The 23,139-nt window shown below is 69.9% G+C and carries 28 protein-coding genes and 1 pseudogene; 16 read left to right on the top strand and 13 right to left on the bottom strand.

Annotated features, from left to right (window positions below; genetic code table 11):
- Positions 1–9 precede the first annotated feature (9 nt).
- The 4 genes from ABD908_RS09160 to ABD908_RS09145 are packed head-to-tail and all read left to right on the top strand — an operon-like array spanning position 10 to position 5,397.
- A complete protein-coding gene (locus ABD908_RS09160) occupies positions 10–309 on the top strand; it encodes a LysR substrate-binding domain-containing protein (protein ID WP_344994086.1) in 300 nt (99 codons plus the stop codon).
- A 58-nt stretch (positions 310–367) separates the two neighbouring features.
- Entirely contained in the window at positions 368–1,345 is a 978-nt protein-coding gene (locus ABD908_RS09155; protein ID WP_344994083.1) for an endonuclease domain-containing protein, read from the top strand.
- Between the two features lie 27 nt (positions 1,346–1,372).
- Positions 1,373–2,035 carry a hypothetical protein gene (locus ABD908_RS09150; protein WP_344994081.1) on the top strand — a complete coding sequence of 221 codons (663 nt, stop codon included), beginning with the start codon at positions 1,373–1,375 and terminating at the stop codon, positions 2,033–2,035.
- The gene (locus ABD908_RS09145; protein WP_344994078.1) at positions 2,035–5,397 is read left to right on the top strand and encodes a helicase HerA domain-containing protein; all 3,363 of its coding nucleotides are present in this window, start codon (positions 2,035–2,037) and stop codon (positions 5,395–5,397) included. Before ABD908_RS09150 ends, ABD908_RS09145 begins: the two co-directional genes overlap by 1 nt.
- On the opposite strand, the gene ABD908_RS09140 is transcribed toward ABD908_RS09145, so the two are convergent.
- Positions 5,394–7,175, bottom strand: a complete 1,782-nt coding sequence (locus ABD908_RS09140; protein ID WP_344994076.1) for an HNH endonuclease signature motif containing protein — start codon at positions 7,173–7,175, stop codon at positions 5,394–5,396. The genes ABD908_RS09145 and ABD908_RS09140 overlap by 4 nt on opposite strands.
- 91 nt (positions 7,176–7,266) lie before the next feature.
- Here ABD908_RS09140 and ABD908_RS09135 point away from each other — a divergent pair.
- From ABD908_RS09135 to ABD908_RS09100, 8 genes and pseudogenes are all read left to right on the top strand, one after another.
- A pseudogene (locus ABD908_RS09135) lies at positions 7,267–7,368 on the top strand (transposase); the annotation flags it as partial.
- Positions 7,369–7,739: 371 nt separating this feature from the next.
- Positions 7,740–8,126 (top strand): hypothetical protein, encoded by a 387-nt coding sequence (locus ABD908_RS09130; protein ID WP_344994073.1) that lies wholly within the window; start codon positions 7,740–7,742, stop codon positions 8,124–8,126.
- Entirely contained in the window at positions 8,123–8,833 is a 711-nt protein-coding gene (locus tag ABD908_RS09125) for a hypothetical protein (protein ID WP_344994070.1), read from the top strand. Before ABD908_RS09130 ends, ABD908_RS09125 begins: the two co-directional genes overlap by 4 nt.
- A 242-nt stretch (positions 8,834–9,075) precedes the next feature.
- Positions 9,076–9,474, top strand: coding sequence for an MTB12 C-terminal domain-containing protein (locus tag ABD908_RS09120; protein WP_344994067.1), 399 nt, complete (start codon positions 9,076–9,078; stop codon positions 9,472–9,474).
- 3 nt (positions 9,475–9,477) lie between these two features.
- Positions 9,478–10,545 (top strand): heme/hemin ABC transporter substrate-binding protein, encoded by a 1,068-nt coding sequence (locus ABD908_RS09115; RefSeq protein ID WP_344994064.1) that lies wholly within the window; start codon positions 9,478–9,480, stop codon positions 10,543–10,545.
- A complete protein-coding gene (locus tag ABD908_RS09110) occupies positions 10,542–11,576 on the top strand; it encodes a FecCD family ABC transporter permease (protein WP_344994061.1) in 1,035 nt (344 codons plus the stop codon). The genes ABD908_RS09115 and ABD908_RS09110 overlap by 4 nt, the downstream gene beginning before the upstream one ends.
- The gene (locus ABD908_RS09105; RefSeq protein ID WP_344994058.1) at positions 11,573–12,397 is read left to right on the top strand and encodes a heme ABC transporter ATP-binding protein; all 825 of its coding nucleotides are present in this window, start codon (positions 11,573–11,575) and stop codon (positions 12,395–12,397) included. The genes ABD908_RS09110 and ABD908_RS09105 overlap by 4 nt, the downstream gene beginning before the upstream one ends.
- Before the next feature lie 38 nt (positions 12,398–12,435).
- Positions 12,436–12,960 carry a hypothetical protein gene (locus tag ABD908_RS09100; protein WP_344994055.1) on the top strand — a complete coding sequence of 175 codons (525 nt, stop codon included), beginning with the start codon at positions 12,436–12,438 and terminating at the stop codon, positions 12,958–12,960.
- A 114-nt stretch (positions 12,961–13,074) separates the two neighbouring features.
- Here ABD908_RS09100 and rpsQ read toward each other — a convergent pair whose 3' ends face one another.
- The 11 genes from rpsQ to rpsJ are packed head-to-tail and all read right to left on the bottom strand — an operon-like array spanning position 13,075 to position 18,319.
- On the bottom strand, positions 13,075–13,356 hold the full coding sequence (gene rpsQ / locus ABD908_RS09095) for a 30S ribosomal protein S17 (protein WP_344994052.1): 282 nt from the start codon (positions 13,354–13,356) through the stop codon (positions 13,075–13,077).
- On the bottom strand, positions 13,353–13,583 hold the full coding sequence (rpmC, locus tag ABD908_RS09090) for a 50S ribosomal protein L29 (RefSeq protein WP_344994049.1): 231 nt from the start codon (positions 13,581–13,583) through the stop codon (positions 13,353–13,355). The genes rpsQ and rpmC overlap by 4 nt, the downstream gene beginning before the upstream one ends.
- Positions 13,583–13,999 (bottom strand): 50S ribosomal protein L16, encoded by a 417-nt coding sequence (gene rplP / locus ABD908_RS09085; protein ID WP_344994046.1) that lies wholly within the window; start codon positions 13,997–13,999, stop codon positions 13,583–13,585. Before rplP ends, rpmC begins: the two co-directional genes overlap by 1 nt.
- A 4-nt stretch (positions 14,000–14,003) precedes the next feature.
- Positions 14,004–14,810: a 30S ribosomal protein S3 gene (gene rpsC / locus ABD908_RS09080; RefSeq protein WP_344994043.1), complete on the bottom strand. Its 807-nt coding sequence runs from the start codon at positions 14,808–14,810 to the stop codon at positions 14,004–14,006.
- Positions 14,811–14,812: 2 nt separating this feature from the next.
- Positions 14,813–15,217 (bottom strand): 50S ribosomal protein L22, encoded by a 405-nt coding sequence (gene rplV / locus ABD908_RS09075; RefSeq protein ID WP_344994040.1) that lies wholly within the window; start codon positions 15,215–15,217, stop codon positions 14,813–14,815.
- Positions 15,217–15,498 (bottom strand): 30S ribosomal protein S19, encoded by a 282-nt coding sequence (gene rpsS / locus ABD908_RS09070; protein ID WP_344994037.1) that lies wholly within the window; start codon positions 15,496–15,498, stop codon positions 15,217–15,219. The genes rplV and rpsS overlap by 1 nt, the downstream gene beginning before the upstream one ends.
- A gap of 14 nt (positions 15,499–15,512) precedes the next feature.
- Positions 15,513–16,349: a 50S ribosomal protein L2 gene (gene rplB, locus ABD908_RS09065; RefSeq protein ID WP_344994034.1), complete on the bottom strand. Its 837-nt coding sequence runs from the start codon at positions 16,347–16,349 to the stop codon at positions 15,513–15,515.
- The gene (gene rplW, locus ABD908_RS09060) at positions 16,350–16,661 is read right to left on the bottom strand and encodes a 50S ribosomal protein L23 (RefSeq protein WP_344994031.1); all 312 of its coding nucleotides are present in this window, start codon (positions 16,659–16,661) and stop codon (positions 16,350–16,352) included.
- Positions 16,661–17,317, bottom strand: a complete 657-nt coding sequence (gene rplD, locus ABD908_RS09055) for a 50S ribosomal protein L4 (RefSeq protein ID WP_344994028.1) — start codon at positions 17,315–17,317, stop codon at positions 16,661–16,663. Before rplD ends, rplW begins: the two co-directional genes overlap by 1 nt.
- Entirely contained in the window at positions 17,314–17,979 is a 666-nt protein-coding gene (rplC, locus tag ABD908_RS09050) for a 50S ribosomal protein L3 (protein ID WP_344994025.1), read from the bottom strand. The genes rplD and rplC overlap by 4 nt, the downstream gene beginning before the upstream one ends.
- A gap of 34 nt (positions 17,980–18,013) precedes the next feature.
- Positions 18,014–18,319 (bottom strand): 30S ribosomal protein S10, encoded by a 306-nt coding sequence (gene rpsJ, locus ABD908_RS09045; RefSeq protein WP_003938093.1) that lies wholly within the window; start codon positions 18,317–18,319, stop codon positions 18,014–18,016.
- A 495-nt stretch (positions 18,320–18,814) separates the two neighbouring features.
- On the opposite strand from rpsJ, the gene ABD908_RS09040 reads away from it, so the two are divergent.
- The 3 genes from ABD908_RS09040 to ABD908_RS09030 all read left to right on the top strand — a co-directional run bounded on the left by ABD908_RS09040 (position 18,815) and on the right by ABD908_RS09030 (position 21,281).
- Positions 18,815–19,894: an alpha/beta hydrolase family protein gene (locus ABD908_RS09040; protein WP_344994021.1), complete on the top strand. Its 1,080-nt coding sequence runs from the start codon at positions 18,815–18,817 to the stop codon at positions 19,892–19,894.
- 30 nt (positions 19,895–19,924) lie between these two features.
- A complete protein-coding gene (locus tag ABD908_RS09035) occupies positions 19,925–20,410 on the top strand; it encodes a hotdog fold domain-containing protein (RefSeq protein ID WP_344994018.1) in 486 nt (161 codons plus the stop codon).
- Between the two features lie 157 nt (positions 20,411–20,567).
- Positions 20,568–21,281: a S1 family peptidase gene (locus ABD908_RS09030; RefSeq protein ID WP_344994016.1), complete on the top strand. Its 714-nt coding sequence runs from the start codon at positions 20,568–20,570 to the stop codon at positions 21,279–21,281.
- 91 nt (positions 21,282–21,372) lie between these two features.
- Here ABD908_RS09030 and ABD908_RS09025 read toward each other — a convergent pair whose 3' ends face one another.
- On the bottom strand, positions 21,373–22,002 hold the full coding sequence (locus tag ABD908_RS09025; protein ID WP_344994014.1) for an alpha/beta hydrolase family protein: 630 nt from the start codon (positions 22,000–22,002) through the stop codon (positions 21,373–21,375).
- 34 nt (positions 22,003–22,036) lie between these two features.
- Between ABD908_RS09025 and ABD908_RS09020 the strand changes: the two genes are divergently transcribed.
- Positions 22,037–23,131, top strand: coding sequence for a CaiB/BaiF CoA transferase family protein (locus tag ABD908_RS09020; RefSeq protein ID WP_344994012.1), 1,095 nt, complete (start codon positions 22,037–22,039; stop codon positions 23,129–23,131).
- The last annotated feature ends 8 nt before the right edge of the window (positions 23,132–23,139 follow it).

The raw sequence follows: 23,139 nt of genomic DNA, 5'->3' as shown, positions 1-23,139 counted from the left end.
AAAGCGAAGATGATCGCACCATACTATTCGGACGTGCGGTACGAGGCCGCCGACCTGCACGTACACATGGGCCTCGTCGCCGCGGGCCACGCGGTCGGGATCCTCCCCGACCTGGTGCAGGCGCAGCGATACGAGGGGCTCCATCTGGTCGCCCTACCCGGATCGCCGCGCCGGGAGGTGTTCACCGTCTCCCGCTCCGCGTCCGCCGCCAGCGCCCCGGTACGCCTGGTCCGGGACGCGCTGACCGCGGCCGCCACCCCACCCCCGCCCGGCGACCCCAGCCGTCCGGTGTCCCCCTACATCCTGTAGGGGATGGGTGGGTGGGGCGACATCGCCGAGGCGGACACGCGCGAGTACGTTGCCCGGTATGCGCCTGGCGGACCTGCCCCTCGGCGGCGTCACCCGCCTGCCCGTGGCGCGGGGCGCGCTGGCCGCCGCGCTGGACGACCTCGACGCCGACGACCCCACGGTGGTCGTCCTCCCCCTCGGCTCCGGCTCGGCGTCTGACGTCGCGGAGGGCGTGGTAGAGGCGCTCACCGGCGTCGCGGTCGACCTGTTCCCCGCCTGGCTGCCGGGTGCCGGCTGGCTCGAGATCAAGGACCGCCGACCGGGCTCACGGTTGGTGACCCTCGCCGTCCGTGGTCTCGCACACGAGCACAGCGGCCCGCCGGGCGTGGGCACGGCGCTGAGCGAGTTGGCGCGGCTCGCAGTGGGACGTCCGGGGTTCGCACGGCTGCCGCGGCGCGAGCGGCTCGACGCGCTTGCTTACGCCCTGCCGCGCAGCTACGGGCGCACCCGGCTCGCGCTCGCCTGCGTCCTGGACGATGCACCCAGCGCGCCCGACGCCGTCACCGGCGCCTGCGACTGGGTGGCCGGCGCGGGGGTCACCGTGTGGCTGATCGGGCCCGGCGCGGCACCGCTGGACCGGTTCGCTCTGGTGCACGTCGACGAGGGCGACGACGGTGCCTCGGCGCCCGCCCCGCAGGTGCTGTACCCACCGCTGTCGGGGCGACCCCACCCCGCGAGCGCGGCCGAGCAGCGGCTCGAGGAGGCCCTCACGCGGCAGCCGTGGGCGGTCGCCCGACGATGGAACACGCTGGTCCCGCTGGGCGTGCTGCACCCCGACGTACGGGTCGACCTGCTCTTCGACGTGGCCCGGTTGGTAGTGGAGGTCGACGGTGCCGACCACCGAACGCCTGAGAAGTACGCCGCTGATCGCCGCCGCGATGCGGACCTGCTACTGGCCGGGTACCGGGTACTCCGGTTCACCAATGAGCACGTACTGAGCGACGTGTCGGAGGTGGCGTCCATAATTGCTGCGGTGGTCGAGCGTTACGCGCAGTAGGTTCGGCGCGGCGGGGAGGAGAGTCGGATGACTGTGGACGTTGCGGACCTGAAGGCGGTCGAGCGTGCGGTGCTGTTGGTGTTGGCGGCGGAGGCGGGCCCAGTGCTGAACAAGGACCTGTCGACGCTCGGTCCAAAGCTGGAAAAGGACAACCGAGACAAGCTCACCGACCTTGGATTGATCGACGTCGCCAAGAGTGGTCGCACGTTCACCCTGACCCTCACCGACGCCGGTTGGGGCCTGTGCAACGACCTCCTCACCACCGAGCCGCCGACCGGCACCCAGCCCCTGCCGCGCGCCATGTTCACGGTGCTCCGCGCTCTCGGCCGGCACCTCGACCGCGCAGGCCTCGGGCTCGGCGAGATCTTCACCCCGGTGCCCGACGGTGACGGTGCCCCCGATCCCGTCCAGCCCGCTACCGCGGCGCCAGCCGAGGTCGAGCAGCGGATACGCGCCGCCTACGCAGATCTCGGTGGCAGCGGTGGTTACATCGGCCTGGCACCGCTGCGCGAACGGCTCTCCGACCTACCGCGCGCCGATGTCGACGCAGCATTGGTTGCGATGTATCGCGAACCGGATGTCGACCTCGTCGAGGACGAGAACCGGAAGGTGCTCACCGATACTGCTCGGGCCGCAGGACTACTGCACGGTGGGCATGTCGCTCATGCGATCGCGATCGGAAACCGGTGATGGCAAAGCTACCGCCCGAACTCGCAGCGCTGCGAAAGGTGCGACTGTCGTGGGCCCCCAATTACGAGGACGTGTGGTCACAGGATCACAACCTCCACGTCGCTGGACTACACGAGGATGTGTGGGACGAACTGGAGTTGGCACTCGAAGATGCCGTCGAGTCGGACGCCACGTGCCCCCTCGGTCTCGTGCTGACCGGCACCAAGGGGGCGGGCAAAACCCACCTCCTCAGCGAGTTCCGTGGCGAGGTACAGCGCCGTGGCCAGTTCTTCGTGTTGCTGGAAATGCTCGATGCCACCGACTTCTGGCGCACATTGCTGACGTCGTTCAAGGAGTCGCTGGGTCGGCCCAGTCCCGAACCCGACCACGCAACCCAGCTCGGTGACCTACTGCATCGCCTTGCCGACAACGCCGGCCTGGGCCGCGTCGCGCGCCGATCGATCGCAGGCCACAGCGTCGTCACTCCCGAGTTGCTCGACGAGTTCGTCGCCGCGCTCCCGGCAGGCCTGCATGCCGAACACGGCGTGCTGCGCGCACTCGTACTGCTTGCTGCTCGTGACTCGCACATGGCTGATATCGGTACCGCATTCCTTTACAACATCGACGACGAAGATTCCGCGCGCGACCGTAGCGCCTGGGGCATGCCGAAGAGCGGCACGCCCGCGTCCGAAACCGTACGGTCGATATCGACGCTGATGGCCACCGTGGGTGCCACTGTTCTCGCGATCGACCAAATCGATACTCTGGTGGCGCAGTCGAATTCATCAGTCACAGCGACCGGCGACAACGACGGCGCAGCGATCGACCTCCTGGCGAACGGGTTGATGATGCTGCGGGAGGGGCTTCGTCGCACAGTGACCGTGGTGTGCATGCTCCCCAGCGCGTGGGAGATCATCGCGACACGCTCGACTGCGTCAGTCCCGGAACGATTTCGGAAAGCGCCGCGACTGAAGGGCCTCCCCGATGGCGCGATTGCACGCGCGATCGTGCTTCGTCGCCTCGGCGCCGCATACCTGAAGCAGCAGTTCGCTCCCCCATACCCGACGTGGCCAGTGCTGCCCGGCGCGTTCGACTCCGCCTCGAATTTCACCCCCCGCGAGGTGCTCCGAACAGTCGACGCTCATATCCAGAAGTGCATCCGCACACGCACGGTCACCGAACTCGCATCGTTCACCGCCGCGCAGCCGGACAGGCCGCAGCCGGCAGACGCGCCGGTGCCCGATTCTCGGGACCCGATTGCAGCACCGGTGCCGGACGTCCCTACGGGCACTCTCGACACCATCGATGCCCTGTACGCGCGATACCGCGCGTCGGCGCGGGTCGAGGACGTCGCCGGCAATCAGGCCACGGCAGACAAGCAGATGCCCGCGCTGTTGCGCGCGGGGCTGCAGGCTTGGGCCCGCGAACAGGGCGGCGACTTCGAGATCGAAACAGGCCGCGGCAAGGGACCTTTGGACGCGCGTCTGCGTGAATCACTCGGTGTCGACACCGACGACGAACGCCACTGGGCGTTCCGCGCGATCCCGGCGACCAACGCACTCGCGGTGATCTCGCGCGTGCGTGATGCCGCCAACTCCGCGCTCACGGCCGGGGTGTCCCGACGGCAGCTGTACCTGCTCCGCACAGGGCCGTGGCCGAGCGGACCGAAAACCGCTGCCGTAGTGCAGGAGGCACTCGAGCGCGGTGCCCACGTGCTACCGCTGGAGATCGACGATCTCCGCGCCCTCCGCGCGCTCGACGCTCTCATCAAGGACAACCCCGAGGGCCTGGACGAATGGCTACTCGCACGCAGGCCCGGCCACGACATCGGCCTCCTGCGGGAACTTCCTGGCGGCGAGCCCGTCTCGGCCGCGGCCGAGACGAGTGACTCGACCTCCAGCACTCCGGACACGGTCGCCGTCCCCGCTGCAGCCCCGGAACCGAACCGACCGGCCGAGGCGCCCACGCCACAGCCACCCGCACACGCCGCTCCCTCACTCTGGAAGGCCCCCGCGTCACCGGCGGAGGCCCCGCAACCGTCGGACGAAGCCGTCCCCGAGACACCTGCGCCGCCAAGGCCGTTCACCCCGTCGAGTCCGGAGTCGCCCGTTCCGGTATCCCCGACGGATCCGATCGCGATCGGCCGCGGCCCGGGCGGCATGCCGGCGTTCATCAAGCCCGCGGATCTGCGGCGGCACACCGCGATCTTCGCGGGCTCGGGATCCGGCAAGACCGTGCTCATCCGGCGTCTGGTCGAGGAGTGCGCTCTGCGTGGTGTATCGAGCATCGTGCTCGACCCCAACAACGACCTCGCGCGGCTGGGCGACGCATGGCCCCAGCCACCGTCGGGCTGGTGGTCCGGTGATGCGCGACGGGCGAGCGAGTACCTCGACTCCGTCGATGTAGTCGTGTGGACGCCACGGCGCACCGACGGACGACCCCTTGTCTTCCAACCGCTTCCGGACTTCCCGGCGATCCGCGACAACGAGCAGCAATTCGACCAGGCCGTGGACGCCGCGCTCGGTGCACTCGAGCGGTATGCGGGCATCGCGAGCACCGGGCCCAAGCGCGAGCAGCAGCGGGCTGTGATGAAGGAGGCCCTGCGGGCCTACGCGAAGATCTCCGAGCATCCCACGCTCGGCGGCTATACCGACTACCTGAGCGACTGGCACAACGCCGGACTGAGCCAGATCGGCACCGTCGACAAGCTGGCGCCCGGCCTCGCGACGACGCTGCGCGCCTCGATGATCAACAACCCGCTGCTCGGCGGCGCGGGTGAGCCGGTGAGCCCCGAACTGCTGCTCACTCCGGCCGCTGGCAAACGCGCGCGGGTGTCGGTGATCAGCCTGGTCGGGCTTCCCGATGAGGAGCAACGGCAGTCGTTCATCAGCCAGTTGCAGCTCGCGCTGTTCGCATGGGTCAAGCGCCATCCGTCGGACGCACCCGTGGGGTGGCTGCTGGTCATGGACGAGGCGCAACAGATCGCACCTTCCGGCCCACGCACGGCCACCACGGCGTCCACGCAGCTGTTGGCCTCGCAGGCTCGCAAGTACGGCCTCGGGCTGATCTTCGCGACACAGTCACCGAAGGGCATCGACAACAAGATCGTCGGCAACGCTGGGACCCAGTTCTACGGCCGGATGCAGGCATCGGCACAGATCCAGGCGGCACGGGAGATCGCCCAGGCGCGCGGCGGCAACGTCGACGGCATCGGAAGGCTCGGACGAGGGCAGTTCTTCCTCGCAACGGACAGCGGCATGCAACGGATCCAGGCCCCGAACTGTCTCTCCCTGCACCCCGCCAGCCCACCCACGGAGGACGAGGTGATCGAGCTGGCCCACCGGCTCGCCGTTCAGGACCCCGAGGTCGCGGCACGAACTTAAAACGGAGGGGGCGTGTCGGGGACGATGCCGTGCGCCTCGTCCCCGTCGTGGCGGAGGCGGCGATTGTTCTCCCGCATGGCTTCCCGGGCCCGGTTGCGGGCCTGGGTGCGGGTGGGTTCGCCGTCGAGGGGTTTCACCGACCCCGCAGCCTCGGGCTGGGCCTCCTCCACGGCGGGCCGGATCTGCCACACCAACTCGCCGAGGGCGGGGAACAGGTCGGTGTCCTGCTCGACACCGGCCCGGTAGACGGTGCCGTCGGGCTGACGCCACTCGACGGTGCCGTCGGGTAGCAGGTCCGAAAGCCAGCCGGTGTGTGTCTTGATGCGATGATGAAACCCGCAGAGCGGCACCAGATTCCCCACGTCGGTGCGCCCACCGGCGGCGGGATCGCGGTGGTCGTATTCCACGACGTGGTCCAGTTGGCAGCGCTCGGCCGGCACCTGGCAGCCCGGGAACACACAGTGCGAGTGCCGCATCCGCACGAACCGTTGCTGCAGAACGGTGGGGGTGTAGCCGCTGGCTGCGGCCGCAACGACGGTGCCGCCGGCGCGGCGGGCACCGAAGGTGCGCAGGTTCACCTCGCAGCGGGCAAGCATCTCGCGCATGTCGTCCGCGGCCATCGGCCCGCCGAGACCGGCGCCCAACCGCCCGCCCGCGATCAGCAGGCCGGGGAGCGAGAAACCGGGGAGCCCGGGAGCCGCCATGCTTCCGGGCACACCCGAGTCGGTGGCCACGCGTACGAGCGAACCCGACTGCGCAACAGGGCTCTTCGCCACCACAGGGACGTCGTAGGGGCTCTCCTCAGTGGCGGTATCGCTGAACACCGCCGCCTGCCCGTCGTCGGCCGCATGCCCGGCCGTCCCCTGCCCGACCCCTTCCTGGCGGTAGGCGGTCTCGTTCAGGACCAGCAGTAGGTCCACGTGCACGCGATCGGGGAGGTTCTCGATCCGCGGGCGCCGCTCGGCCCGGTCACACTCGGACTTGCCGCACCGGCAACCCAACGTGGCGTAGCCGTCGACGATCGCACAGAACGCGTCGACCTGCCGCTCCTGCAGATCCCGGCCGTCACCGCGGCAGACGGTACCCGCGACCTCATCGATCAACTCCGCGATCTGCGCACACTTCTCCCGCGCCAACCGCACGGTCAGCACCGCCTGGTCGCCACCGACCGGGGTGACATCCACGAACGGCCGCCGATGCTTCGGCTTCTCCCTCCGCGCGTCCAGGTCGATCGACGCGATCAGCTTGTCGCACATCGACTCCACCTGCCGCGCCGTCAACGACGCACCCTTCTTCGCGAGCCGCGCAGCCAGCTGCGCGGCGACCCGCGCGCTGTACTGCGCGACCAGGGCGAGGTCGACGATCGCCTGCCCCCGGGAGGCCACCACCCGCGCCTGACTCAGCGAGAGCACCCCCGACAGCATCAGGCTCAGAACATGCGGCAGCCGCTCCCGCAGGTCCAACGCCAGCGTGATCTGCCGCGCCGCCGCGGCCGCACCGACCTGCAACGCGGCCCCGAGCTCGGCCTCCAGCCGGTCGTAATCGTCGACGAAACCGCACACCCCGGCACCCGGCGCGACACACAGCAACTCCGCACGCCGCAACCGGTACACCTCGGTCACCGCGACCACCCGCCGCCCGTCCTCCCGATTACGCGCCCGGGCACCGTCGGTCAACAACACCAGTACCCCCGCCGCATCCCGCGGCAGATCGCACCCCTCAGGAAGGGGATTGTTCACCTCCCCGAGAGTTTCGAAGCCGTCACCGTTTCCGCTCATGCGTTCGATTGTAATCCACATCACAGCACTTGGCAAGGAGTTTACTCGCCTGTGCATTCGATCCGAGAAAGAGTTCAGGCCAGCGAACGACAACGAGGACTCGTCCGGCGACACCCGCAGGCTGGGATCGATCACCAAGGCCGGCGACGCGCATGTGCGGCGGCTACACGTGGAGGCGGCGTGGCACCACCGCCGCACTTACACCACCGCCGCGCCGGGGGTGCCCGCAGGTAAGCGATAGGACGAACCCGCGAAACCACTTTGTGCCATAGCAGATCCTATGACCTGACGCACGTCCCTAGACCAGCGGCAGGCGTTCCGGAGTCGAACACCGTCTTGCGGTACCCGACCCACGCATATCAGTCCGACACCACCCGCGTGAACAACGGCACCTCACGCGGCCCCTCACGCCGGCGACCGCAAACCGAAGCCGCTCCGATCAGCCCACCGGGGAGGCTTCGCCGTGCCACTCGACGTCTATAGGAGCATCAACCGGTACCCACATATCAGTGGATCCAGCGCGCTGTTAAGCGGGGGGCAAGCGTCGGCTGGACACTACGAGACATGCCTCCAGCAGCCACGAAGCCGCGGCCGGCACCGGGACCGGTCAAGCTGATCTTCAGCTGGGTGTTCCTGCTCGTCGTCGCGATCGCGCTCACCGTCGGTCCGATCTACGTGATCGCCTCCAGCGCGGTGTCTCTCAGCGCGCCGACAACGTGCGACGGGGTAGCGATGCACCCCCAGGACCGCTGCGCGGTGGTGCAGTTCTCGCGGGGCAGCCCGTATGAGACCCCGATTCAGCCGGGCGCGACAGTGGCCGGTGTGGTGCCGGTTGGCCTGTTCCTGTTCTGGATACTTCTGGCCCGTGTCTTCCCCCGCTCCATGGCGGCCGTCACGCGCGTGCTGGTGCGCACCGGCCGGTGGCCCGCCGCGGAACGAAGCGCACTATGACCGCCGCGATCGGCATCGTGGTGCGGGTCATCGCGGTGGCTGCGCTCGCACTGCTCGTCGCGGCGTGCGCGCAGGGAGCGGTGAAGTCCTTCACCACGCCCGTCGATGCGCGCCCACCGGACTACGTGAACGGCTGGATCTACGTGGCAGTGGCGGTATCGTGCATCGGGATCGCCGCGGTCCTGGTCCGTCGGCTGATGCGGGGTCGGGACGCCCCGACCCCGGTCCTCGACCGGGCGAGGGCAGCGGTCTGCGTGATCCTGGTAGTAGCGGTCGCGATCGTGCTGCCGATCGTGCTGCTCGTCGATGGTGTCGACGAACTCATCGAGCCCACTACCTGCCACACCGCGGTGATGCAGGCCGATGACGCCTGCACGGTCACAGACGGGCCCCACTATCACGACGAAGCCTGGGCGCCCGCTGGTTCGCCTCCGGTCGTCCGCCTCGCCGGTCCGGGCCAGGAGGTCCAGGTGCTGAACGCGGCCGGGATGCGCGCCGAGCACCGCAGCGACGCCGAGTTCACGCTCATCCTCGGCGGCGTGATCGCCCTGCTTCCGCTCACGCTCCTGTCGACAGTGGTACGGACGCTGCTGATGGCACGCCTGTCCCGGGACCGCCGCTCTGCGATTGCCAGAACCTGGCGCCGGATCGAGACCTGGCCTGCCAAGGGACCGGCGGCCGATGTCGCCTCCGAGAAGAGAACGTGAAGGAGTCGACCGGTCGAGAGCACGCGATACAGCCCCCACGCCGGCATCGCCCATTACCCGCTCCGCGCCCCCTCACTCCGCAGGATTAGCATCGCCTTACTGCATTCGGTGGCAGCTCGACGGAAACGGATGGTGGGATGAGGATTCGGAGTGCGGTAGCGGCCGCTGTGTTGGCGGCCGGCGTGGCCCTCAGTGCCGCGGCATGCGGAAGCAGCAGCGACAGCGCATCGGCAACGTCCACGATGGCATCGTTCGAAGCACCTGCCTCGGCGGACCCGGCCGCCGAGACGCTCGACGTCCCGACCGCGCAGCAGATCCTGCGCTCCGTGATCGACCCCGCATCGACCGCCGCGCACGATGCGACCCAGGTCGACAGCACCGATCCCGCCATCGGCCAGAAGCTGCACGGGTTCGCCGTGGGCGCCGGCCAGGGCGGTTACACCCCCGACAAGTGGACGGTGAAGTCGATCGCCGCCACCGGCGCGACCACGGCCACCGCCACCGTCGCCGTCGCGAGCCCGCATGCGCCCGCTCCCGTCGACGTGACGTACACGTTCGTGCGCGTCGGCGGCACCTGGAAGCTCACGCAGCACGCGGCCGACGCGCTGCTCGCGATGAGCGGCGGGCCGCACGGACACTGACCCGTGACCTCCTCCGCAGCCGGAATCCAGCGCAGCCGCACCGTCGTCGCGGCGGTGCTGGCCGTGCTGCTGGTGCTGACCGGATGCTCGACGCAGCCGCTGCAGGTCGCGGGCCCGTCCAGCTCGGCGGCCGCGCCGTCGATCGCGCCGACGCTGCGCACCGCCACCGTCGCCGCCGACCCGGTGCCGGTGTCCCCGGCACCGGTCCCGAGCCTGCCGGTCACTGTGCACTCGGCCGACGGCCGGGACGTCACGGTCCGGGATGCGAGCCGCATCGTCGCGCTCGACCGCTACGGCACCTACGGCACCACGGTGTTCGCGCTGGGGCTCGGCAGCCACCTGGTCGGCCGCGACATCGCGACCGACTTCCCCGCGGCCTCCCACATCCCGGATCTCACGCCGGACGGCAGCACCGCCAACGCCGAGGCGATCATCGCGCTGCGGCCCACGGTGGTACTCACGGACACGACGATGCCGGCGGCGTCGACGCTCGTCACGCAGCTCACCGCGGCGGGCATCCCGGTGGTGCTGGGGAACCCGACGCGCAGCGTGGACTCCACCGACGACACGCTGCGGGCGGTCGCCAAGGCGCTCGGCGTGCCCGCCGCGGGCGACGAGCTGGTGCGCCGCACCGACGACCAGATCGCGCAGGCCCGGGCGATGGTGCCCGCGTCGATCACGTCCGGCGCGCACCGACGACCGCGCATCGCGTTCCTCTACGCGCGGGGCACCGGGCTGTTGATCCTGGGCGGGCGCGGATCGGGGGCCGACGCGCTCATCTCCCTGATCGGTGGCGTCGATGCCGGCACCGCCGCCGGGCTCACCGACCCGTTCACCTCGCTGACCTCGGAAGGGCTGATCAAGGCCGCGCCCGACGCGCTGCTCATGATGACCGGCGGGCTGACGTCGGTGGGCGGCGTCGCCGGGCTGCTCACCGTCCCCGGCGTCGCACAGACCCCCGCCGGCCGCAGCCGCACCGTCATCGACATGGCCGACGGGCAACTGCTGTCCTTCGGGCCGCGCACCGGTGAGGTCGCGATCGCGCTCGCCCGGGCGCTGTACGCGCGGTGACGGGGCTCACGACGCGCCGCGTCGGGGTGTTCGCCGTGCTCGTCGCGGCCGTCGCCGTCGCCGCCGTCGTGTCTGCCGGCATCGGCCAGAACCCGGTGCCGCTCGGGCAGGTGATCGGATCGCTGCTGCACCACCTGCACGTCCCCGCCGGGCCGCTGCCCGACCAGACCGGCGAGGAGACGCTGTGGAGCGTCCGCTTCCCCCGCGTCGTGCTGGCGCTGCTGGTCGGCGCCGCGCTGGCGACCGCGGGCGCCGTCCTACAGGGCGTGTTCGCCAACCCGCTCGCCGACCCCGGCGTGATCGGGGTGTCGTCGGGCGCCGCGGCCGGTGCCGCGACCGTCATCGCGATAGGCGGCCTGGGCGTCGCGGGCTACGCGGTGGCGGGTGGCGCGTTCGCCGCGGGCATGGTGACCACCTCGATCGTCTACGTGTTCGCGCGGTCGGGCGGTCGCACGGAGGTGGTGACGCTGATCCTCACAGGCATCGCCGTCAACGCCTTCGCGGGCGGCGTCATCGCGTGGTGCACGTTCCGCGCCACCCCCACGGCGCGCGACCAGATCGTGTTCTGGCAGCTGGGCAGCCTCAACCGGGCCACCTGGTCACAGGTCTATCTGGTGGCACCGTTCGTCGCCGTCGGGCTGGTCGCGGCCCTGCTCCTGGCCCGCCGCATCGACCTGCTCTCGCTCGGCGAGTACAGCGCCAGTCATCTCGGCGTCGACGTCGAGCGGCTGCGGCGCTACGCCGTCGTGGTGGTCGCGGTGCTCACGGCCGCGGCGGTGAGCTTCTGCGGCATCATCCTGTTCGTGGGCCTGGTGATCCCGCACCTGATGCGGCTGCTGGTCGGGCCGCGACACGCCACCCTGATCCCGGCCAGCGCGCTCGCGGGCGCACTGTTGCTCACGATCACCGATCTCGGGGCGCGCACGCTGGTGGGCTACGCCGACCTGCCGCTGGGCATGCTCACCAGCCTCGTGGGCGGGCCGGCGTTCCTGCTCCTGCTGCGCCGCTCGATGCGGGGAGGCCGACCGTGACCAGCCCGACGGTGGCGCTCGCGGCCGACGCGGTCACCGTCCGCCGACGCGGGGCGACCGTGCTCGACGCCGTCTCCCTCCAGCTACGCGCGGGCGAGGTCATGTGCCTGGTCGGCCCCAACGGTGCCGGCAAGTCCACCCTGGTCGCGGCCCTGGCCGGCTCCCTCGTACCCCACTCCGGCACCGTCGGGACCGGGGGCGAGCCGCTGCGCCGGCTGTCCACGCTGGCGCAGGCCCGGCGGCGCGCGGTGCTGCCGCAGCAGCACACGATCGGCTTCGCGTTCACGTGCCGGGAGGTGGTCGAGATGGGCCGCTTCCCGTGGCGCGGGACGCCCCAGGCGGCGGAGGACGACGGTGCCGTGGCCGCCGCGATCGACGAGTGCGCCGTCGGCCACCTGGCGGAGCGTCCGTTCGGCAGCCTGTCCGGCGGGGAGCGCGCCCGGGTGGCGCTGGCGCGGGTCCTGGCGCAGCGCACACCGGTGCTGCTGCTCGACGAGCCCACCGCCGCGCTCGACCCGCACCACCAGGAATCGGTGATGCAGGTGGTGCGGCGGCGTGCCGCCGAGGGCGACGCGGCGCTCGTCGTGGTGCACGACCTGAGCCTGGCCGCGGCGTACAGCGACCGCGTAGCCGTGCTGGTCGACGGCCGTATCGACGCGGTGGGGCCGCCGGTCGAGGTACTCACCGAGGAGCGACTCGAGCGGGTGTACGGCCTGCCGATGGCGACTGTCACCGTCGCCGGCCAGCGCCTGATCGTCCCGCGTCGTTCACCCGATCCTGCTGAGCGCCGCTTTACAGATCGCCAAGTGGGACTGGCGTAACATACACGTGGATACTCAGCGGCTACAGGGGGCGGAGCATGAGATTTCGAGCTGGGCTCGCGATAGCGACGATGGCCCTCGGCGCGACGCTGACGGTGTCGGGTTGCGCGACCACGGTGGCCGGAACGGGAACCGCGGACGTCGCCGCGGTGACCGCATACCAGTCGGCGGTGGCGGCGAAGCTGGCCGCGACCGTGAGCGGCGTGTGCACCGACTGGAACACCGCGTACACCACGCGTCTCGCGGCGTCCAACGCCACGGTGGCCTTCACCAAGAACTCGTCGTGGACGTGGGACGGTATCCAGGCGACGATCGCCACCGAGCAGTCGGCGATCCAGACCGAGACGGGGGTGTTGGACGGGCTGATCACCCGGGCCTCGGTGAAGTCCGACCTGCAGGCCGCGCTTCAGGACTACCGGGCCAAACTCACCGCCTACTCCTCCGCGCTGCAGGCCGACAACGCCGCGCGCGGCACCGGCACCGCGACGTGGGAGAGGTCCAACCCGGCGAGTGACGCCCTCGCCGCGTCAGCGCGCTCCGTGCGCAGCGTCTGCAACCTCTAGCCGGATCGCACCGATCCGCCCGGCACCGATCCGGCTCCGAAGCAGCGAGTAATAGACGCGAGAACCCCCGACTCCCACAAGGGAATCGGGGGTTCCTCGCTCAGGTGGAGTGGCCTACCTGGCCTTCTCCAGCACCTCGACCAGGCGCCAGCGCTTGGTAGCGCTCAGCGGCCGGGTCTCCATGAGCCGGACGCGGTCGCCGATACCGGCGACGCCCTTCTCATCGTGCGCCTTCACCTTGCTGGTGGTGCGGATGATCTTGCCGTACAGGGGGTGCTTCACGCGGTCCTCGAGCTCGACCACGATGGTCTTCTCCATCTTGTCGGACACGACGTACCCGACACGCACCTTGCGGCTGTTGCGCTGCTCAGTCACGGTTTCCTTGCCTTCACTCATGCGACGTCACCCTCCGGGCCCGCCGAGAGGCCGAGCTCCCGCTCGCGGAGGACCGTGTAGATCCGCGCGATGTCGGTGCGCACGGCCCGCAGGCGGCGGTTGTTGTCCATCTGCCCGGTGGCCATCTGGAAGCGCAGGTTGAACAGCTCCTCCTTGGCCTCACGGAGCTTCTCGACGAGCTCGTCGCGCGTCAGACCGCGGAGATCGGCGGCTACGGTGTTCGCCATCAGAACTGCTCCTCTCGGGTCACGATGCGGGTCTTGCAGGGGAGCTTGTGCTGCGCGCGGCGCAGGGCCTCGCGAGCGATCTGCTCGTTGGGGTAGGTCATCTCGAACAGCACGCGACCGGGCTTGACGTTCGCGACCCACCACTCGGGCGATCCCTTACCGGAACCCATGCGGGTCTCGGCAGGCTTCTTGGTCAGCGGGCGGTCCGGGAAGATGTTGATCCAGACCTTGCCGCCACGCTTGATGTGGCGGTTGATCGCGATACGCGCGGACTCGATCTGCCGGTTGGTGATGTAGGCGGGCTCGAGAGCCTGGATGCCGAAGTCACCGAACGCGACCTTGGTGCCACCGGAGGCGGCGCCGGAGCGGGTGGGGTGGTGCTGCTTGCGGTGCTTCACCCGACGGGGGATCAACATGGCGTCAGCCCTCCTGATTCTGCGTAGTGGCTGCAGTCGCCACCGGCTCCTCCGTGCCGGCGCGGCCGGCCTCGGTGCTGGTGGCGGTCGTGCCCGACGAGCCGCTGCGGCGCGGACGCTGCGGACGCTCGCGACGCGGACGGCGATCGGCGGCGGCTGCGTCGGCGGTCAGCTCGCGCCGGCCACCCACGATGTCGCCCTTGTAGATCCACACCTTGACGCCGATGCGACCGAACGTGGTCTTCGCCTCGTACAGGCCGTAGTCGATGTCGGCGCGCAGCGTGTGCAGGGGCACGCGGCCCTCGCGGTAGAACTCGCTGCGGCTCATCTCGGCGCCGCCCAGGCGGCCGGAGCACTGCACCCGGATGCCCTTGACGTTGGGCTGCCGCATGGCCGACTGGATCGCCTTGCGCATCGCGCGGCGGAACGCCACGCGGTTGCTCAGCTGCTCCGCGACACCCTGCGCGACGAGCTGAGCATCGGCCTCGGAGTTCTTGACCTCGAGGATGTTCAGCTGCACCTGCTTGCCCGTGAGCTTCTCGAGCTCGGAGCGGATGCGGTCGGCCTCGGCGCCGCGGCGGCCGATGACGATGCCGGGACGCGCCGTGTGGATGTCCACGCGGACACGGTCACGGGTGCGCTCGATCTCGATCTTGCTGATGCCGGCGCGCTCGAGGCCGTTGGTCAGCTTCCTGCGGATCGCGACGTCTTCCTTGACGTACTCGGCGTACTGCTTATCGGCGTACCACCGGGACTTCCAGTCCGTGGTGATGCCGAGGCGGAAGCCGTGCGGGTTGATCTTCTGCCCCATGCTTACGCTCCCTTCCGGCGGTTACGGCTGGCGGCGGGCTTCTTCGACTCCAGCGACTCGACCACGACGGTGATGTGGCTGGTGCGCTTGCGGACCCGGTACGCGCGGCCCTGGGCACGCGGCTGGATGCGCTTCATCGTCGGCCCCTCGTTGGCATACGCCTCCGAGACGACCAGCGTGCGCGGGTCGATGCCGAGGTTGTTCTGCGCGTTGGCGATCGCCGAGGCGAGCACCTTCGCGACCGGCTCGCTGGCCGCCTGCGGCGCGAACCGCAGGATGGCGAGGGCCTGCTCGGCGTCCTTACCCTTGACGAGCGCAATGACGCGGCGCGCCTTCATGGGCGTGACACGGACGAACTTCGCAGTCGCCGAAGCCTTCGGGTTCTGGGTTTCGATTGCTTCAGTCATTAGCGGCGCTTCGACTTCCGGTCGTCCTTGATGTGGCCCCTGAACGTCCGCGTGGGCGCGAACTCGCCCAGCTTGTGGCCGACCATGTTGTCCGAGACGAACACCGGCACGTGCTTACGACCGTCGTGGACGGCGAAGGTGTGACCGATGAAGTCGGGGATGATGGTCGAGCGGCGCGACCAGGTCTTGATGACCTGCTTGGTGCCCTTCTCGTTCTGGACGTCCACCTTCGCGAGGAGGTGATCGTCGACGAACGGGCCCTTCTTGAGGCTGCGTGGCATTCTCTAACTCCCTCCTAGCGCTTGTTCTTGCCAGTGCGACGCCGGCGAACGATCAGCTTGTCGCTCGGCTTGCTCTTACGGGTCCGGCCCTCGGGCTTGCCCCAGGGGCTGACCGGGTGACGACCACCAGAGGTCTTACCCTCACCACCACCGTGCGGGTGGTCGACCGGGTTCATCACGACACCACGGACGGTCGGGCGCTTGCCCTTCCACCGCATACGGCCGGCCTTACCCCAGTTGATGTTGCTCTGCTCGGCATTGCCCACCTCGCCGACGGTGGCGCGGCAGCGCACGTCGACGCGACGGATCTCGCCCGAGGGCATACGCAGGGTGGCATGCGCACCCTCCTTGCCCAGCAGCTGGATGCTCGCACCAGCGGAGCGGGCCATCTTGGCACCGCCACCCGGACGCAGCTCCACGTTGTGGATCACCGTGCCGGCGGGGATGTTCCGCAGCGGCAGGCAGTTACCCGGCTTGATGTCGGCGTTCGGGCCCGACTCGACGACGTCGCCCTGCTTCAGATCCTTCGGCGCCAGGATGTAGCGCTTCTCGCCGTCCACGTAGTGGAGCAGCGCGATCCGCGAGGTGCGGTTCGGGTCGTACTCGATGTGCGCGACCTTGGCGTCGATGCCGTCCTTGTCGTGGCGACGGAAGTCGATGAGTCGGTACGCGCGCTTGTGCCCGCCACCCTTGTGCCGGGTGGTGATGCGGCCGTGTGCGTTACGACCACCACGACCGTGCAGCGGGCGGACCAGCGACTTCTCGGGCGTCGAGCGAGTGACCTCGTCGAACGTCGAACCCGACGAGCCACGACGGCCCGGCGTAGTCGGCTTGTACTTACGGATTGCCATTTAGCTCGCGCCTCCGAAGATCTCGATGGGCTTGCTGCCCTCGCTCAGGGTCACGATGGCGCGCTTGGTGGACTTTCGCGTGCCGTAGCCGAAGCGGGTGCGCTTCCGCTTGCCCGGGCGGTTCAGTGTGTTGACGCTGTCGACCTTGACGCCGAAGACCTTCTCGACGGCGATCTTGATCTGCGTCTTGTTGGCGTCGGGGTGCACCAGGAAGGTGTAGGTGCCCTCCTCGTGGAGGCCCACCGCCTTCTCGGTCACGACCGGCGCCAGCAGGATGTCCCGCGGGTCAGCGGGGATGGTTGCGGTGGCCATCAGGCACCGACCTCCTCGGTCTTCTTGGAAGCGGCAGCGATGAACGTGCCCAGGGCCTCGCGGCTGAACACCAGGTCGTCGCTGTCCAGCACGTCGTACGTGTTGAGCTGGTCCGGGAAGATCCACTTCGCGTTCGGCAGGTTGTTGACGCTGCGCTGCGCGGTGACGTCCTCGCGGCCGATGACCACCAGGAACTTCTTGCGGTCCGACAGACGGGCCAGCAACGTGCGCGCCGTCTTGGTCGACGGCTCCTGGCCGGCGACGAGCTCGGTCACGACGTGGATCCGGTCCTCGCGCACCCGGTCGGTGAGGGCCCCACGCAGGGCGGCGGCCTTCATCTTCTTGGGCGTGCGCTGGCTGTAGTCACGCGGCTGCGGGCCGTGGACGACGCCGCCGCCGGTGAACTGCGGCGCGCGGGTCGAGCCCTGACGGGCGCGACCGGTGCCCTTCTGCCGGTACGGCTTGCGACCACCACCGCGGACCTCGCCGCGGGTCTTGGTGGAGTGCGTCCCCTCGCGAGCGGCCGCGAGCTGAGCGACGACCACCTGGTGCATCAGAGCGATGTTGGGTTCGACGTCGAAGATGTCCGCGGGGAGGTCGACGGTGCCGTCGACCGTGCCATCGGCGGTCTGGACGTTCAGAGTCAGCTTGCTCACGCGTGAGCACCACCCTTCACAGCGGTACGGACCACCACGACGGCGCCCTTGCGGCCCGGGATAGCGCCCTTGATCAGCAGCACGCCGGCCTCGGCGTCCACCTTGAAGACGCTGAGGTTCTGCGTGGTCACCTTGTCGGAGCCCATGCGGCCCGCCATGCGCACGCCCTTGAAGACGCGGCCGGGGGTCGCGCAACCACCGATGGAACCGGGGGCGCGGTGCACGGCCTGAACGCCGTGGCTGGCGCCGAGGCCGGCGAAGCCGTGGCGCTTCATGACGCCGGCATAGCCCTTGCCCTTGCTGATGCCGGTCACGTCGACGTAGTTGCCGGCCTCGAACTCGTCAGCGCCGAGCTCCTGGCCGATCTCGTAAGCGGACGCGGCCTCGGCATCAGCGAGCCGCAGCTCGGCGATGTGCCGGCGCGGCGTGACGCCCGCCTTGGCGAAGTGGCCGGCGACCGGCTTGGTCACCTTGCGGGGGTCGATCGCGCCATAGGCGACCTGGACGGCATTGTAGCCGTCCGCGGCCTCCGTGCGGATCTGGGTCACGACGTTCGGCCCGGCCTTCACGACGGTCACCGGGACGACCCGGTTGTTCTCGTCGAAGACCTGGGTCATGCCGAGCTTCGTGCCCAGGATGCCCTTGATCTTGTTGTCAGTCATAAGGTCAGTACTCTCCGTAGCTACCCGACGTCGTCTACTGGATGTTCACATCGACGCTGGCAGGCAGGTCGATGCGCATGAGCGCATCCACCGTCTTGGGCGTCGGGTCCAGGATGTCGATGAGCCGCTTGTGGGTCCGCATCTCGAAGTGCTCGCGCGAGTCCTTGTACTTGTGCGGCGAACGGATCACGCAGTACACGTTCTTCTCCGTCGGCAGCGGCACGGGACCGACCACGCGGGCGCCGGTGCGGGTCACGGTCTCGACGATCTTGCGCGCGGACGCGTCGATCGCCTCATGGTCGTAGGCCTTGAGCCTGATGCGGATCTTCTGTCCCGCCACTTCTCGTGTCCTCTTCCGTCAGATGTTCCTAGGTAGGCACACGGACAGCAGGGGGCCGACCCGACCGGTGAGCCGAGCACCCGCTCGCGCGGCACCCGGGTCCGATCACTACTTCGAGTCGATCGACGCTGTTCATGTGTCAAATGGCTCCGGTCCACGCGGTCGGGCGTGTCGCCCTTCCGCTCAGCATTCTGCGGCGGCTTCCAGATCTCCCCGGAGGGATGGTCGAGACTTCCGTCGCGGCCCGCTGGGACCGGACGCACCCTCACGCCCCGGAGGGCTGGGTGCTACGTGCGGTTGACGGCTCGTCCGCCTCCGGCCAGTTCGGATTCCCCGCTTGGTTCGGAATAGGGTGGAGCCTCTCCATCCGAGGGCCGCACGAAGCCGCGCCACCCGGAGAAGGCAACCCGAACAGTATGCACCGTTGCGGCGCCGGGTTCAAATCAGGCCGCTCGCCACAGGGGACACACGGCCTCGTCTGGAACAATCGTCGCCATGGGTCGAGGGCACCGCGTGCGGCGAGCGATGGCGGCGGTGGCCGCCGCCGCAACCGTCGTCGCCGCGGTCGCCGGCTGCACCGTGGGCACCCCCGACACCCTTCCCGATCCCACACAGTCCGGCGCGATGCCCGGCGAGTCCCGCGGATCCCAGGCGCAGGACACGTCGAGCCCGTACGTCTACCTCAGCGCACCGACCGGGGATCCGCGGCAGGACTTCGGCTCCCTGTACCTGCCGCCGGGCCGGTTCGCGCCGGGGACGGTGCCCGTGGTGGTGCTGATCCACGGCGGCGGCTGGAAGTCACGCTGGAGCCTGCGCTACATGTCGGATATGGCCCGGGCGCTGCAGGCGTCCGGCCTGGCCGTATGGAACGTGGAGTATCGACGCGTCGGATCGGGCGGCGGCTGGCCGACCACGTTCACGGACGTCGCGGCAGCCGTCGACTTCGTGCCGCGCCTGCGGTCCACCGTCGCGCCCGAGCTCGATACCGCGAACGTGACCTTCGTCGGCCACTCCGCGGGCGGCGAGCTCGCCGCCTGGGCCGCGACGCGCGGCTCCCTGCCCGCCGACGCGCCGGGCGCCCATCCGGTGGTGGTGCCGAAGGCGTTCATCAGCCTGTCCGGTGTGCTCGACATGCGCCGCTCCGACCACCAGAACGACCACGTCAGGCAGCTCATGGGCGGACACCAGGCGCAGCAGCCGCTGCGCTACGCGCTGGTCGACCCGATCGAGCGGATCGACCCGTCGATCCCCGCGATCGTGGTGCACGGCACCAAGGATCCGATCGTCCCGATGCAGGAGTCCGTCGACTTCGCCCGCGCCGTGGGCCTCGCCGGCGGGCGTGCACACCTCGTGGAGCTCGCGGGCGCCGGCCACGCGGCGACGGTGTCGGTGAGGTCGAAGTGGTGGCCACAGATCCGCTCGCTGATCGTGAAGACGGCGAAGTACGGCTACGACGCCGCGGTGAGCGGAGCGGACGAGCCCACCACCAGGCCACCCACACACCACAGCAGGTCGACCCGGCGGCCGGACATCCTGGCGGCGGCACCGTCGGGCAGCGAGCCCGGACCGCGCTGACGCAACTTACTGCAGAGTAAGATCTATCGCATGACCTCCCGAACGTCGACCCTCAAGGCGTGGCAGACGCTGCGCGACAAGCCACTGGGAAAGGCCGCGTTCTCGGCGGCCGCCTCGATCCGAGCCCCGTACTTCGCGTCCATCACCCCGTACGTGAAGGAGATGGAGTACGGCCGCGCCGTGGTCCTGGGCCCCAAGTGGTGGTACGTGCAGAACCACATCGGCACCTACCACGCGATCGCCGCCTGCAACCTCGCCGAGGTCGCGATGGGGATGGTGATGGAGGCGTCGACGCCGCCCAGCCATCGCTGGCTGCCGAAGTCGATGAAGGTCGACTACCTGGCCAAGGCGACCTCGTCGCTCACGGCGACCGCCACGTTCGCAGAGCCCGTCGACTTCGACGCGATCACCACCGGGCGAGAGGTCGTCGTGTCGATCGCAGTGACCGACAGTCGAGGCGCCGAGGTGGTGCACGCCGACATCACGACCTGGGTGACACCGAAACCCGCTCACTGATCCCGGACGCGTCACCTCAACTAGCGCATCAGCCACACCACGGGCATCATTGGTCTCGCCCCGGAACCTCACGCCCTCGACTGTTTTCTTGCGGTTCCGACAGATTCTGTGGGACCCTTCCCGCCGACCCGCCCCCGACGTGAGGAGCGTCACCGCTATGACAGCGCGCTCGTTGATCCCCGCCGCCGCCCTCGCCGCGGCGCTGACCGCCGCCGTCGCACCGGCCGCCGCCTACGCCGATCCCGTGCTCACCTCCGTGAGCACCGCCTCCATCGGGCCCGGGAGCACCGTGATGACGGTGTCGCAGATGCACGGCAACACCGCCGACGGACTCGGCTGCACGGTCGGTTTCCTCGCCCAGCGCCCCGACGGAACCCGCGTCGGCGTGTACGCCGGGCACTGCGGCGACGTCGGGCAGAAGGTGGTGTTCCAGAACCACATCGTGGGTACCGTCGCCAGTTCGTCGTCGCCGAAGCTCACCGCGGCCGAGACCTTCGTCGATACCAACGCGCCCGACTGGGCGACGTTCACCGTCGACCCCGCCGCCGCGTCGCTGATGCCGGTCGGCCGGGTGCACCCGTTGTCGGTCGGCCACGCGAAGGTCGGCGACGCCGTCTGCAGCGACGGCGCGACGTCCGGCTGGCGCTGCGGCACCGTCGTCGACGTGACCGGCAGCTACATCGCGACCACGATCGGCGTGAGTACCGGCGACAGCGGTGGTCCCCTGATTCGCACCTCGGACAACGCGGCGCTGGGCATCGCGAGCCGAGCGGCGACGTTCGGCAACGCCCCCACCCCCACTGGCTCGCTGTTCTACGACCTCGGCTCGGCGCTCGCCGCGGCGGGCGGGCTGTCGCTCGTCACCGGATAACCTGTGCACCCTTCCGTCGATCCGCCCAACATGTGCACCGTTCCGTCGGTCCGCCCAACATGTGCACCGTTCCGTCGGTCGCACGGAGTCGCTAAGCGCCGAGGGCGGGAAGTAGGAAGTCGGCCACCGCTTCGGCGGCGAGCCTGGGTGCCCCCGACTTCGCGGGCGCCAGATCGTGTGCTGCGGCGACGGTGACGATCCGTGTCGGCGCCGGGATCAGCGCCGCGGCCGCGGCCAGTTCCTCCTCGGACGCGAACGGGTCGCGCCTACCGTGCACGAACACCGTCGGGACCGCGATCCGTGGCAGGTGCTCGGTGCGCGCCTTCTCCGGCTTGCCGGGCGGGTGCAGCGGGTAGGACAGCAGCAGCAGTCCCGACGGTGCCGGTCCGTCGCCACCGTCGACACCCGCGGCGGCCATGCTCGCCATCCGCCCGCCGTACGACTGCCCACCCCAGATCGTCGGCACACCGTCGACGGCGAACCGCTCGGTCGCCTCGGCGAATGCGGCGCGGTCGGCGGCCTGACCCGACGGGCTGGGCGGGCCTTTGGGCCGACGCCGCCGGAACGGCAGGTCGATGCGGACGACCCGCAGGCCGGCCAGCACCGACTCGCCCGCGGTCGCGGTGAGAATCGCCTGGTCTCGGTTGCCGCCGGCGCCGTGCGCGAGGATCGCGACCGCGCGCGGGTGGGCGCCCGGCTCATCGAGAGAGAACCACGTCACTGCACCACCGTAGGCGCGGGATAACGTCGATCCCATGAGCGCACCGAAGAGTGGTCCCCTCGCGGGCCTGAAAGTAGTCGAGTTCGCCGGACTCGGCCCCGGCCCCCACGCCGCCATGCTGCTCGCCGACCTCGGCGCCCACGTCGTGTCGCTGCAGCGCCCCGGAACCGGCGTCAACGGCCTCACCGGCAAACCCCAAATGGTCAAACGAGGCCGCACCATCGCCGAGGCCGACCTCAAGAACCCCGACGACATCGCCACCGTCCTCGACCTCCTCGACCGCGCCGACGTCCTGCTCGAAGGATTCCGCCCCGGCGTCATGGAGCGCCTCGGCCTCGGCCCCGACACCGTCCTCGAGCACAACCCGCGCCTCGTGTACGGCCGCATGACCGGCTGGGGACAAACCGGCCCCGCCGCGCCGCGCGCCGGCCACGACATGAACTACCTCGCCCTCACCGGCCTGCTGCACGCCATCGGCCGCAAGGGCGAGCGCCCCGTACCACCACTCAACCTCGTCGGCGACTTCGGCGGCGGCTCGATGTTCCTCGTGTTCGGCGTCCTCGCCGCGCTGTTCGAACGTGGGGTGTCCGGCAAGGGGCAGGTGGTGGACGCCGCGATGGTCGACGGCGCCTCCCTCCTCGGGCAGATGCAGTGGGACTTCCGCGGCCAGGGCCTGTGGACCGACGAACGCGGCGTCAACACCCTCGACGGCGGCGCCCCGTTCTACGACACCTACGAGTGCGGCGACGGCCGATACTTCTCGGTCGGCGCCATCGAGCCGCAGTTCTTCGCCGAGATGCTGCAACGCCTCGAACTGGACCAGGCCGACCTGCCCTACCAACTCGACGTCGCCCGCTGGAGCGAGCTACGGGAGGCGATCGCCACCCGGTTCAAAGAAAAATCACGCGACGAATGGGCCCAAGTATTCGACGGCTCCGACGCCTGCTGCTGGCCCATCCTCACCTTCGCAGAAGCACCCCACCACCCCCACATGGCCGCCCGCGCAAACCTCCAAGAAATCGACGGCGTCACCACCCCCATGCCCGCACCCCGCTTCTCCCGCACCCCCGCCGCCACACCCACCCCACCCGACCCCACACCCACACCCATCACCGACATCTGGCGCTGAGCCACTCG

It is taken from the genome of Tsukamurella soli (genome assembly GCF_039541155.1).
GTDB classification, from domain to species: Bacteria; Actinomycetota; Actinomycetes; order Mycobacteriales; family Mycobacteriaceae; genus Tsukamurella; species Tsukamurella soli.
Note: the sequence above shows the minus strand (reverse complement) of the source record. Positions and strands in the feature narration are given on the sequence as shown.